Source organism: Leptothoe sp. LEGE 181152, from assembly GCF_032906605.1.
GTDB lineage: Bacteria > Cyanobacteriota > Cyanobacteriia > Phormidesmidales > Phormidesmidaceae > Leptothoe > Leptothoe turfae.
In genome coordinates this window covers 235,275-248,726 of record NZ_JASATU010000065.1, presented here as the reverse complement: position 1 = coordinate 248,726, position 13,452 = coordinate 235,275, and the positions used below count along the sequence as shown (strand labels likewise).

9 protein-coding genes are annotated in these 13,452 nt (G+C 44.8%); 3 read left to right on the top strand and 6 right to left on the bottom strand.

From position 1 onward, the window contains the following. Window positions 1–378 precede the first annotated feature (378 nt). Window positions 379–3,045 carry a UDP-forming cellulose synthase catalytic subunit gene (bcsA, locus tag QGP82_RS30180; RefSeq protein WP_163699332.1) on the bottom strand — a complete coding sequence of 889 codons (2,667 nt, stop codon included), beginning with the start codon at window positions 3,043–3,045 and terminating at the stop codon, window positions 379–381. A 2-nt stretch (window positions 3,046–3,047) separates the two neighbouring features. Then, the gene (locus QGP82_RS30175; RefSeq protein ID WP_250564717.1) at window positions 3,048–5,354 is read right to left on the bottom strand and encodes a cellulose biosynthesis cyclic di-GMP-binding regulatory protein BcsB; all 2,307 of its coding nucleotides are present in this window, start codon (window positions 5,352–5,354) and stop codon (window positions 3,048–3,050) included. Window positions 5,355–6,196: 842 nt separating this feature from the next. Between QGP82_RS30175 and QGP82_RS30170 the strand changes: the two genes are divergently transcribed. After that, window positions 6,197–6,952, top strand: coding sequence for a hypothetical protein (locus tag QGP82_RS30170; RefSeq protein ID WP_163667952.1), 756 nt, complete (start codon window positions 6,197–6,199; stop codon window positions 6,950–6,952). A gap of 24 nt (window positions 6,953–6,976) precedes the next feature. On the opposite strand, the gene QGP82_RS30165 is transcribed toward QGP82_RS30170, so the two are convergent. Both QGP82_RS30165 and QGP82_RS30160 read right to left on the bottom strand, forming a co-directional pair. Further along, window positions 6,977–7,960, bottom strand: coding sequence for a pentapeptide repeat-containing protein (locus tag QGP82_RS30165; RefSeq protein WP_163667950.1), 984 nt, complete (start codon window positions 7,958–7,960; stop codon window positions 6,977–6,979). A gap of 81 nt (window positions 7,961–8,041) precedes the next feature. Further along, window positions 8,042–8,746 carry a hypothetical protein gene (locus tag QGP82_RS30160; RefSeq protein ID WP_163667948.1) on the bottom strand — a complete coding sequence of 235 codons (705 nt, stop codon included), beginning with the start codon at window positions 8,744–8,746 and terminating at the stop codon, window positions 8,042–8,044. A 538-nt stretch (window positions 8,747–9,284) separates the two neighbouring features. On the opposite strand from QGP82_RS30160, the gene QGP82_RS30155 reads away from it, so the two are divergent. Continuing rightward, complete coding sequence (locus tag QGP82_RS30155) at window positions 9,285–9,992, top strand: pentapeptide repeat-containing protein (RefSeq protein ID WP_163667946.1); 708 nt, start codon at window positions 9,285–9,287, stop codon at window positions 9,990–9,992. 69 nt (window positions 9,993–10,061) lie between these two features. Here the strand turns inward: QGP82_RS30155 and QGP82_RS30150 are convergent, their stop codons facing one another. Further along, complete coding sequence (locus QGP82_RS30150; RefSeq protein ID WP_163667944.1) at window positions 10,062–11,246, bottom strand: NAD(P)H-quinone oxidoreductase subunit H; 1,185 nt, start codon at window positions 11,244–11,246, stop codon at window positions 10,062–10,064. 200 nt (window positions 11,247–11,446) lie between these two features. Between QGP82_RS30150 and rsmH the strand changes: the two genes are divergently transcribed. Continuing rightward, window positions 11,447–12,340, top strand: a complete 894-nt coding sequence (rsmH, locus tag QGP82_RS30145; protein ID WP_499061855.1) for a 16S rRNA (cytosine(1402)-N(4))-methyltransferase RsmH — start codon at window positions 11,447–11,449, stop codon at window positions 12,338–12,340. 56 nt (window positions 12,341–12,396) lie between these two features. Here rsmH and QGP82_RS30140 read toward each other — a convergent pair whose 3' ends face one another. Then, window positions 12,397–13,233: a hypothetical protein gene (locus QGP82_RS30140; protein WP_499061854.1), complete on the bottom strand. Its 837-nt coding sequence runs from the start codon at window positions 13,231–13,233 to the stop codon at window positions 12,397–12,399. Between the last annotated feature and the right edge of the window lie 219 nt (window positions 13,234–13,452).

Here is a 13,452-nt window from a genome sequence, read left to right as displayed (position 1 = left end):
ACAACTTCACTATGAAGAAATTCCACTATTTGCTCCCTAGTCCGGACCATCTATTTGGAAGAACCCTGTTTCAAGGTCACATTTATCAAAATTTTAATCACCCTGCAATAAGCCACTATATCCCCCTTAGTTTAGGAACATATAGCACTGTAAGTTTGTACATTTAGTTTGAGAATACCAGTAAAATTACGTACGCCCAAACAAAGTCTTCATAAAAGAGGTAACAGAAAAAGGAACTACGGTAATAATTCCCTATACCCAGGATCACAGGACATTACCAGGCTACGTACACCATTAGAATGACGAAATAATAATGAAAATCGCAGTTGCGAACTAGAACAAATGAGCTTTAGAAACCCATCACACGAGCAGTGATCTTTAGGCAACCTGTCTGAGTAACGTTTTAATTTGGTTCTGCTGTTGCTGATCCAAGGATGCAGGGAACGTAAGTTCCAAAGCCACACGATAATCCGAGAGTTGACTAGGATTATTTAAATCTGCGTTTGTAACCGAGCCACTATAGGTACTTGAAAGCTTAGGTACGAGTTCAAGACGCTCAACCTGAGCCATCAAATCATAGGAATGAACGCTATCCACTTGTGGATAGACCTGCAAATGTAACAGGGGGTGATTATCCTGCAGGGCAATAGCCGCCGTACTAGCATCACCCAACAACTCTAGCCGCATGTCCCTTGACCCCAGCTCAGTGATCATAGCAGCTTGAACATTGCTACCCCACCCTTTCCATCTAAGGTCACTCATTACCTCAACTTGTTTACGCATCTTAACGCTATTAGCTGGGCGTAACTCTTGGAAAGCTCGCCTCAAACTCATCAAAATAAAGCTGAGGGACTGCCATGGGTTATCAGTATTTTCACGAATTTGGGAATACCATCTGCGCACATCAGAAAAAATCACAATGGCGAGATCATCTTGCTGTGCTTGAGTCATATTGACAAAGTTAATGGCTAGCTTTGTCTGCAAGGCATCTGTTGCAGTAGCTCTGACAATTTCTGCATCTAGTAAGGCGATCGCTCCATAATCACCCAAAATCTCTAGCTGTACCCGGTCAGAAACATTGGGCCAAACATCAAGCAGCACCTGAGCGCCCGTTTCACTAACATCAATCGTTGTACCTTCCCAAACTTGACCATCATCACTGTAAAGGCGAGCAATTAGCTCACGCGGTAACCGGTGAGATTGTCGCAGCTGTGGTTGTTCAAATGCCACCAGACACGCTGTTAAAACCAGAGAAAGGTTAAACACACACCATAGGGTGTTGATCAGTACAGCCTGAGTATCCAAAGGGCTGAGAATTAGCCAGATAGGTACAGTCAGTAGAGACGCAGCTGTAATCGCTCCTAGAACCACAAGATAGCGCACACTATCGATATCAAAGCTACGAGATTCTACTGAGACTCCCTTATCAGTCACGTTAAAGGAACCCAAATGTGGATTGATCAACGCCAGCAATGTCACAATACCTGCCTGGAATGACATTGCAAATTCATAAATCTCATTCCAGAAAGAAAACCGAACATGTTTGTAGGAGATATGATTCGCATGCATTGAGAGCACAATGTGCGGCAATGCATAGAACAATGTCTCAATACCTAAACCCTTTACAGGGTTGATCCCAAACAGCAAAAACAGGTTGGGAGCAATTGCATACATCAACCGGGGAAAGCCAAAAAAGAAATGGGAAGTGGCACTGAAATAGCAAAATCGCTGAGATAGACGCAAATTAAGTTTGCGGTTAAACAGGGGATTTTCAATCCGTAAAATCTGAGCCATCCCCCTGGCCCAACGAACCTGCTGACCTACATATGAGGAAAATTTCTCAGGGGCTAAGCCAGCCACCATAATTTTGTCGTAGTAAACAGTGCGATAACCCAGAGAGTGCAATCGTAAAGATGTGTGGCAGTCTTCGGTTACTGTCTCGGTTGCAATCCCTCCAACGTCAACCAGATACTTACGACGAATCAAGGCTGCAGAGCCACAGAAAAAGGCTGCATTCCAAAAGTCATTACCTTTTTGCAACACCTTGTAAAATAGCTCGTTACCAACGGGTATCTGCCCTTGAGTAAGTAAATTACGCTCAAATGGATCGGGATTATAGAACCAGTGAGGAGTTTGTACCAGAGCTAATTTTTTATCAAAGAAGAAGCCAACAGTTTCCTGCAAAAACCCTCGTACCGGTATATGGTCACAATCTAGAATAAGCACTAGCTGACCGTCTGTTCTGTCCAGTGCTGTATTGATGTTACCAGCCTTAGCGTGATCGTTGTTGTCACGGGTCAGCATCATACATCCTAACTCTTCACACATGGCCTTTAGGGCAAGGCGACGTTCCCGATATTTTTCAGCACGACCATCATCTAACACATAAACAACCTTTTTATCTGCCGGATAATCAATCTTGAGGGCTCCCAATACGGTTTTACGGACGATGGCAACATCTTCGTTATAGGTAGGAATATAAATATCTACCTTAGGCCATTTCTCCTGTGGCCAACGATCGAGGGAAATAGATTTACGCTCGCGAATCCTTAAGGTCTGGAAATAGGACAATAACAGAGTAGCAATTGCATAAAGCTCTGCCGTAAACAGCAAAATTGAAAAGAAACCATCCAGCCAAGAACCTAAGTTAAGCGTGTAGTTAGAGCGATAGTACAGATACCGCAGGGTTGTGATGGTACTAACAGCTATCAATAGCAAATGCAAGTATTCACTGACTCGTTGGCTAGTCTGGCGATCTTCTAACCGCAACAATACCTGACCTACACCCAATAGGGCTAACGCCACCAGTCCCTGCTGCAGAATTGTTGGCCGCGCTGTCATGATAGGCCAGGCAAATGTGGTTAAACACAATGCCAACACCAATAGCTGTTGTTTATTGAGCCACTGCAAACTCTGATCAAACCAATCGGGGAGCGTAATGATCAGCAGTTCAATCAGTAAAGGCCGAACTCTTTTAGACAGATAGGTTTTGAAGACAGACTGAAAGTCTCTCAATCGATGGGTAATGAATATTCGTTCAGCCATAATTAAAGTTCTCCTGGCGCAGATGGATCGGTCATAACACCTTGGGCAGCCGTCAGAGCATCATTTCGTTTTAAGTATGCTTGGAGAACACCATAGAGCAACAATGAGAGCACAATGATACCGGGAATCAGGAGGAACCAATTACCCTGAATGACGGTGATGGCTCTTTGAAACGCACTCTTTTCTTGAATATCTTGCTGGGCAGAACGCTGTAAGAACTCTAGATTATAGGCGTTTTCGTCATAAGGAGATGGCGTTTCGTCATTGGCACTAATTAACACCGTGTCCCCTTGCAACTGGAAAAATAGGGAATCCAGTTCTAAGAGATCGCGGAGCTGCTTCAAACCATCTTCACTTTGAGCTGTCATAGTCAACAATACTCGTGATTCATTCCACGGAGATAGTTGCTGCTGTAAAACACCCTCTGCATCAGGCAACGTTTGAACCTGACTGTCACCCCATTGGCGGGCTCCATCTTTCAGGTTAAACTCCGCAGCTTCTAAAGCTTCAACCAAGGGAAATTGCGATCGCAATCCAATGGCCACCAGATTCTGTGATTCCCGTATTTCCGGGGTCAGTTTGCCAACCGGATAAACCTGGACCCGTACTGCTTCTGAACGACTTAAACGACCGAGACGCTCACTTAATTCAAGCATCAACGATAACTCAGTCATACTGGGTTTGTTGGGCAACACAATGGTAGTACGAGACAAATCTTGAGGTGCTGCAAACGGATAACCAGCCTTTAATAGATTTAGATCCGGTAGTTTTGCCACCTGTTGACGGTTGAGATTAAAGGCACTGTCGCTGTGGATGGTGCCCCATAGTTGGTGGTCTGTAACACGGCTACAGGAACGACGTTCCCGTGGATCAAATCTCAAATAAACTTTTAAACGTGACTGAGGTGTAATGTGCTGTTCTGGCAATTCCACTTTCAAGGTGGATCGCCGCTTACCGTCAATCGAATCGAGACGGCGACCAGCAACGGTAATACCGTCTAACTGCACTTCCACTAGAGATGTGAGCGGGTTTACCTGGGGACCATAGGTGTACCGCAGAGTCATCACATTTCCTGGCAAAAAGCGATCGTCCGGTAACGCCTTAAAATCAAATTCAAACGGTGGCGCATGAGCACCTCGAATCACCACATCATCAATCGGCTCATTATTAAATCCTGTTAGATCGCTGAGCTCAAAATTATCAGATAGGGGCAGATAACGAGGCCAATCACGAATGTCAGGTGCCTCAATTTCTTCCACCTCATCTACCAAAACAATTTGACCGGCACCAATTTTGCGATCTTGAGACTGTGTTAAGAACCGCACTGCCTTATCTACAGCAGTAGATCCATTACCTGTTGCTACTAATACAGGGGACTGTTTATCCTTAAGCACAGTCCACATCAAAATACCAGTATCAGAAGAAATTAGTGTCTGTTTGTTATCCAACCAACGCTTATTTTTGAGAGTCAGTGGTAAATTAAGGTTCTCCAACATGGGTTGCTGACTAGGTGTCCCAACTATTACGACTCGGTTGCCATCAGCTACATCATCAAACTTTTCAACTAGATCTGTTTCTAAAGGGCGATAGTCAGCAATACGTCCTAAAGATGTCTGTAGCCGTGAAATAGCTGTTAACCAAGCTTGATCCTGCTCAGTAGGAACAACATAATCAATGTGGTTTGTTTCCAAACTGAGCACGTCAATCAGGGGATAGGGATAGCTATTGAAATCCAGTTGGAACGGTTCAGCGTCATAGTTAAATACCAGCTTTGAATCCGGTAAAATTTCTGTCCAAAGTGATGGGTCAAATGGATCCTGGGTACAGGTGGGTGAGTTATTCTGCAAACCCGCAATAATGAGCTCGTTGTAATCTTTTAGAATACGTGTAGGAATGTCAAAAACAATGGTGCCCGTATCACCCTGTTTCAGATTTAGCGGTACACTACCAACATTATTGTCATTAACAATCACGTTCAGATTGGAGCGAGTTGCGTAAAGAGCCCCAGAATGACGATAACGCAACAGAATCTTGACAGACTTAACCGACCAGTTACGTGGCCGTGTAAACCTTAACCGAGACTCATTATAAATACCCTCTAGACGCAGGCGTGTACCTACGACCGGACTACGATTGAATTCAAGAATATATTGACTGCCATCTTCCTGTTCTAATTCAGCCGCTTGAGCATCTTGCAGAAGATCTCGTCCTAATGTTGCACCATCTTCGTTACGATTACGACGATCAACAGCAGTACCTGCCTCCGCTGGATCATCAGAAGCTCCTGGAGATGACGTCACCTGAGCCATACTAGGCCCTAAGGTGGTCACAATTAATAGAACAGATAAAAATAGCGAGATAAATAAGCGTTTTCTGATTATCCTTAAAAACACTGCTGTAAGCACTCCCCCCAGATACATACCTAGGTCAAAATAATCAAATTATTGGCTCTTTTGCCCTTTCAAAACATATACAAACCCTGATGAACCCTAGGCGGGTCTCAATCAAGTCTTACCCAGTCAGAAAATTCTTTGCAAGGGTTTGCTCTGTAGCTTATTGATTTACACATAGATCAGTCTTCACCCTGAGAACTCTATAAAGGTTAGTGTTATTTTGTTTAAGGAATAATGCATTAAGAAGCTTTTTTACAGTCTTCCAAGATCAAATATCAAGCTTAATCGCCACAATCCGGCAAAAATAGATCAAGATACGATTAAGGTGACTACTATATTTTGTTATTCATAATTAAGTTTTTTACGAACTAACGAATACCTATACTGACCTATGATGGGCAAATTCACGCATGAAGGAATCATTAAAAACACTAGAATTTGTATATTTTTTCGGTGAAAAGGCCTAATTCTATTCATTAGGAACAACCCCATCCCAAAATTGATCTATGGATTCAATAGTGATTTTATAAGTCATATAAAGTGATTTTTATGACTTATTTCACCTAGTTCTGACGGAGATAACGGAAGTTTCTTTCCGGTTAGACAACAGAAATTGTTGTAACCGTTGTTTATGGCAGTAGCCAATTACTAAAGCTTCAAGCAAAGACTCCCTACGAGAAGGCTCTTATCTGTTCTCTGACAAAAATTCTGACAAAAGTACAGCCAAGTAATTTATCCGGACTTACTATTTACTGACTATGTCTTTCCATATAATGACGCCATCTAGTCTTCGTAGACTAAAGTTATTCTGCCTGCTTGGCGGCTTAGGTAGTGTGTTAAGCGGCTGCGGTTTTTCAATCGAGACACCTAATAATCCTGTTTTAATCAATCGGTTACCTGTGGCTGAAATGGACTTCACCATAGAACCAGGCAGGAATAACTATACCTATGAATTACAAGGAACAGCTAACTTTCCTAACCAAACGGAACTTAATGTGTTGGCAATGCGACAGCTTTCGCCGACTGATGACAATGTAGAACCTAAACCCACCTATTCAATCTTGGACTATCAGGTCGTCAACGTACAAAATGGTCGCTGGCAAGGAGAACTGACCTTCAAACAGCTGGCTGATGATGGCAGCAGAAAAGAAACTTGGCAGCTTGATCAGTCAGAATTGAATATGGATGTGGAACCCCTTGACACAGTTGTTGTTATGGCTACCTACACTCCATTAGATCAGCTCACCACTCTAGAGCGCATTCTTGCGCAACAAGGTCTCAAGGTATCCCCTGAACTGCTCCAGACAACCTTTGAAGGTCGGCGTTATTTAGAAATGAAAAAAGTGCTAGATATACCTGTAGATAATCTGGTGGGCGCACGCCCTGAGCTCTATAACGATGGTTGGGGCACCCGGCATATTCTCATTGAAGAACCACCCTTGCCTTATCAAGTCGACTTTCCTAAGGAACGGCAAACAAATCGTCCTGCGGAACCTACAGAATTCTTATATTAGAGACAATTTGGGTGCTCAAACCACCTAGGAAAGCATGGTGGCTTCAAGGTTAGCGGTGTCGATTTCGGCTCCTGTCAGGTCTGCATCAACCAAGTTCGCACCCCATAAATTTGCACCAGCTAAACAGGCATCTCGCAGATCGCACCCTTGCAAATTAGCTCCCCATAAATCGGCCCCTGTAAAATTAACGCCGACCAGGTTAGCTCCGCTAAGATCAACCCCAACGAGCGCCAGATTACTTAGATCAGCTGCCCACAAAGATTGATTGGGTCCTAGACAATAAACCCCAGCCCACTCCCAATCAAAGTCTTCGGGCCACTGGGTAGATGGATCACACACAGCTCCGGATAAACAACTCTCTTTTAGCTCTGCATGAATTAAGTCGACACCAAATAAGATGGCTTTTGATAAGTTCGCCCTAGTCAGATCAGTACCTTTGAATTTGGCCCGTTGCAAGTTGGCGTTGGAGAGATTGCTGGAATTCAGATTTGCATAGCTTAAGTTCGCTTCGGTAAGCTGTGCACCGACTAACCAGGCTCCCAACAAATTTGTCTTTTTTAGTTGAGCACCAGCCAAATTACTATGGCTAAGGTCAATACCACCTAGATCACGCTCACTCAAGTTGCAATCAATTAATGCAGCTTTAGACCCCAAATAATGAACTCCAGCCTGGGCAGGGTCAAAGGTTTCCGGAAATTGGGTTTGATAGTTTGCGATCGCATCCTGAAAATTGGCATCCTCTAACTGAGCACCCAGGAGACATGCCCCCCGTAAATCAGCTTCTTGAAAATTCGTTCGTCGTAAATTTGCCCGTTGTAAATCAGCACCCCGCAGATTGCTTTGGCTAAAATCAACATCCGCCAAATGAGCATCCGCTAAATTACAGCCCCATAAATCAATCCCAGTTAGCTCATACTGAGACATCCGAATAGCCGGCATCTTACAGTAGCTAAAATCTCGTCGTCCCTGAGAATACGCGGCAATTACCTGGGAAGATAAGTCAGCCATACTTCATTACGTATAAAAAACAGAAATAAATATAAGAATCTAACGTATGCCCCTCATGTGGGCACTTGATATCCATCTAATTTATCTAAGATGTTTGGGGGGTACATACCATAGCGAATATTGCGCCTCACTATTCTGAGTCACAATCACATCTCTATGTTGCCGGATGAGACGTCTCGCCCATCCCAACACTTTTTCCTGGTCTGATGTACTGCGCCATAAACAGTAGTACTTATTTTGATAACGTACACCAAACACCATGGCATCACCAGTATCTAAATGCGCCGGATCCACCTGCTCTAGAAACGTAAGTATAGGAATATCGACTGGAGTGACATCGGCATCCAACTGCATCAACTCATCCAGAGAAATCGGTTTTAACTCAAGACCGTCAATAGTACCATTCTGGGTATATCCTCTAAAATGAACAACTGTTTGACCTGGGGCCAGTTTTGTCGCCAATAAGCTCTGCCCATTTAATGTCATTGAGCTACCCACCGCCATAGAAGGCGACACCGAATCGTCGAAACTAGTAAACGTTTTCTCCTCTGAAGAAGTAGTTGGCTCAATTAAAGGGGCTTCAAATGGAGCAGGCACTGCAGCGAGAGCACGTTGGCGTCGGTAAAGACGTCGCAAGACGTCTGCCGTTATCATGCCAGTCCCCACACTACCCAGAATGGCCAACCCAATGTAACGAATAATTGGCTTAGCCGAATTATCTAGAGGGCTAACTAAATCACCCCGAGCCTGACTAGGAGACACCCAAGTGGGTACTGAATTTGCCATTGACAACGGTAACGTAATAACGACAAATGCCAACCCGGATGACACTAGTGATGGTAAGAAAATACTACGAAAGGGAGATGAGCCCATGGAATTCAATCTGTAATCGGTGAATAATAACGTAAGGTTGAGCTACCGTCTGTAGGGTCCCCTTAAACAATCCATCCAAAACCGTTGACGTCAGGAGGCCGTTTAAGAAAGCCATAAGAACAGACTCATCTGTTGCCGACATCCCATAAAGAATAATGGAAACAGATGGTACAAGAACTCAACTTCAGGGTATCAATACACACACTAGAGTCAAGCATAATTAAAACCAATTTTTATTGATTATTAGATAGGTAAAACCTATAACCATGGTCTGAATGTTCTGGTGTGCGTCCTTTGGATTAGGACAGGTATAAATGGTAGAGGTTTTTATTCTGACTCTGGGTTCTAAAACGAGCCCATAATTTTGATTTTTTAGATAACTTTTATTATCGGCAGTGCATGGCCTATGAAACTTAACTTTCTGCTAACCCTGTTGATTTTATCTGCAGCCATGACCCCACTACTTATGCGATTACCACAGGTCAATAAGGCGCTATCAAAATCAAGCGACCCTGCTGCAGCGGTTACTCAACGGGATAATTCGTTAGATGCTATGACCGATCCACAGCATCCAAACTATACCTGTGTTAGCTGTGATCTGCGCGGTAAGGATTTTAGCAATCAAGATTTGAGTCGAGCCAATTTTTTTGGCTCCGATTTACGGGGAGCTGACTTTAGTAATAGCTTATTGATTAATACTGTTTTCCGAGAAGCCAAGTTGGATGAAGCGGATTTGAGCTACACCAACATGCGAGGAGCTGATTTAGAGGAGGCCAGCTTAGTACGAGCTAACCTACGCAATGCCAAAATCCTCCAGGGCACCTTGGAATATAGCAATTTAGAGCGGGCAGACCTGACTAATGCAGAACTGCGTGATGCTAACCTCTGTGCCGCTCGGTTAGTCAACAGCAACTTCGAAAGCGCCAGTCTCTATGGCACTATCTTACGGGCAGCTGATATGAGCGGAGCTAATTTTACAAAGGCCTATATGCGCTACGCCGACATGTACAACGCCATTACTCGCAACACTCGATTTGATCAGGCTGACATGGCCTTTGTCACCTACCCCGATGGATCAACTGCTCACGAAGGCTATATCAACTCAGTAAATCAGGCTACTGACTGCAATATTGATGATGAGTCAAGTAGTTCAGAATAAAAACAGGGATGCTGCTTACACACCATCCCTAACAGCGGCTTAATCTCAGGGCCGCATAAAAAAAACGATTTAGCGATCTACTGAGCCCATAATCACGTCAATACTTCCTAAAATTGCCATAATGTCGGCCAGCTTCACACCCCGCAATAGATGAGGCAAGATCTGAAGGTTATTAAAATCAGGTGCACGAATCTTCCAACGCCACGGGTAGATGCTGTCATCGCCAACAATAAAGACTCCGAGTTCTCCCTTCCCACTTTCCAAGCGAACATAGTGTTCACCTGCTGGAATCTTAAATGTGGGAGCAATCTTCTTACCAATAAATTGATAATCAAAGCTGTTCCATTCAGACTTAGGCCCCTCTGCCATACGTTTGGCCTCAAGGTTCTCGTAGGGACCACCAGGCAACGCTTTCAAGGCCTGACGGATAATTTTGATGGATTCCCGCATCTCACGTACGCGGATAATATAACGGGCAAAACAGTCTCCAGCAGTTTCCCACTGTACTTCCCAGTCAAAGTCGTCGTAGCATTCATAATGATCAACTTTGCGCAGGTCCCACTTAACGCCAGAGCCTCTCAGCATAGGCCCTGAAAGTCCCCAATTCAAAGCATCCTCACGGGTAATGGTTCCAATACCCTCAACGCGACGACGGAAAATTGGGTTGTTGGTAATCAACTTTTCGTACTCATCAACCTTGGGTAAAAAGTAATCACAGAAGTCTTCACACTTATCGACCCAACCGTAGGGTAAATCTGCTGCTACACCACCGATGCGAAAATAGTTGTTATTAATTAACCTTGCCCCTGTAGCCGCTTCCCACAGGTCATAAATCATTTCCCGTTCACGGAAAATATAGAAAAAGGGGGTTTGAGCACCAACGTCAGCCAAAAATGGTCCCAACCAGAGCAAGTGATTCGCAATGCGATTTAACTCCAGCATAATCACCCGTATATAGCTGGCCCGCTTAGGCACTTCAATGTCAGCCAGCTGCTCAGGAGCGTTGACAGTAATTGCCTCATTAAACATGCCAGCCGCGTAGTCCCAACGGCTAACATAGGGCACAAACATAACGTTTGTACGGCTCTCGGCAATTTTCTCCATGCCGCGATGCAGGTAGCCAATCACGGGCTCACAATCAATCACATCCTCACCATCGAGGGTAACGATGAGTCGCAACACACCGTGCATTGAGGGATGATGAGGACCCAGGTTGATTACCATGGGCTCTGTTCTGGTTTCGAGCCGTGTCATAGAAACTACGCCGTATTATTCTCTGATTTACTTTAGCAAGATTCTTCGCTGAAAGTTTGAATAAAAGCGCAATAGCTCAATTAAGTAGATCTGATTGTTGCCTAATTTTTCTGCGCTAGCAAGATATAGCGATTAATTCACCTCATTTGCCAAGCTCATCACTGCGGTATGATGCAGTCCCAATTGCAACGAGACGATCCGTGAATACTGTCAGTAATGATGACCCGTTAAATTCAGCTACGCCCTTTGACCATCAACCTGTCCTTGCAGAGGAAGTTTTGACAGGGTTAGCCCCTCAACCCCATGGTTATTATTTGGACGCCACAGTAGGCGGTGGGGGCCATAGTCGTTTGATTTTAGAAACTGATCCTACGGTTCATTTGATGGCTCTAGATCAAGATCCTATGGCCTTAGAGGCCGCTCAACGGAACCTGGCGGAATTTGGGGACAGGGTGACGTTTTGGCATGGTAACTTTGCGGATTTTGAGCCTTCTGACGAAGTTTTTGACGGCGTGCTGGCAGATTTGGGCGTAAGCTCCCCTCAACTAGACCAACCTGAACGAGGCTTCAGTTTTCGCCACGAGGGGACATTGGATATGCGTATGAACCCCAACCAACCCCTGACAGCGGCTGACTTGGTTAATCACAGTTCAGAACGTGAACTGGCAGACATTTTTTATCACTATGGTGAGGAACGCCTCTCCCGCCGGATTGCCCGTCGGATCGTGGAGCGTCGACCGTTTCAAACCACAACCATGCTGGCTGCTGAGATCGCAGCTAGCGTCCCAGGGAAATATCGTCATGGTCGCATTCACCCTGCCACTCGGGTTTTTCAATCCCTCCGTATTGCCGTTAACCAAGAGTTAGACGTGCTTGAACAGCTGATCGAAACAGCCCCTAACTGGCTCAAAATAGGAGGCAAGCTAGCCATCATTAGCTTTCATAGCCTTGAAGATCGACGGGTCAAACATGGCTTACGGAACCATGAACAGCTCAAGGTTTTAACTAAAAAACCGATTACTGCTAGCGAGGCAGAATTGCGGCACAATCCCAGGGCTCGCTCTGCAAAATTACGGCTAGCAGAACGTATTTAGGCATGGGCTCTACATCTTCAAAGAGCCTATGCCTAAAACACAACCCGTTAACAAATCTAGGGCAACAACGCTTGATATGGTGTCACGCCTGTCAGGGTCACTGTATAGTCAAAGCTATTATTTTGACTAGTTTGCCAGCCCACAATCAGACCATCAGCATCCAGAATAGGGCTGGTACCTTGGGGACTCACCACAGCAAAATAGACATCCGTGCTAGGAATCATAAAATCTTGAATTGACGCCTGCAAAGCATCAATCTCGCTTTGCACAAGCAAACGCCCTCTGTGATCGAATAGGAGTAGATGGGGATCCCCCCCCATATAGGCCCGGGTAACATCTATCTCCAGGGATATGCGATCGCCTAAACGAGCTAGCAGGTTATATACCTGCGGCCTGCTATTAATGCTGCCACCCACCACACTAAAACCATCAGTCGTATCGACGGGAATCGCAAAATCCACTAGGGCGTCAGGGCTGTTCACCGTTAGTTCAGGCGGAATTAAGGTGTCAGTTGGCTCAAAGTCGCTATCAAACTGAACAATGGGGCGAGGATTGCGAAACGTAGCTAAAGCGCTATTCCAATCTAAGGGCTGAGGTTGAGCAGGCTCGGGAGCCGTAAGGGTGAGGTACATGGGGAGGGTGCGATCGCAATTGACTTGCACGATAGGAGTCGTTTCACTGATGCGCCATGCCTGTAACTGATGTCTAAAACTCAGCAATTCCTGACGATAACTAGATGACACAGAGGCAGAAGCTATCAACCTACTGGTGATATTAATCGCTTGGTCCCACTGCTGAAGACAAATTGCTCGATCTAGCTGCGCTAACTCCTCAACCAAATCACGATGGGATGACTGACCATAAGCCCACCCACCCGATAAAGCAATCGCCATGGAAAAAACTGCAGAAAGCCCTAAACAAATTGAGGAATGTTTAGCCATAGTTATCAACGACCAGCAGAAATCTCTAGGTAGACCATAGTTTAAAGCTAACCGAACGTCCATCACCTATATATACGCGAAATGCATTAATTTTGATGGGAATGGGCACAGTCTCCCTAGGATTTCCCTGGGCACACTAAGATTGACTGGTAAATATTGGTGAATTGGTGA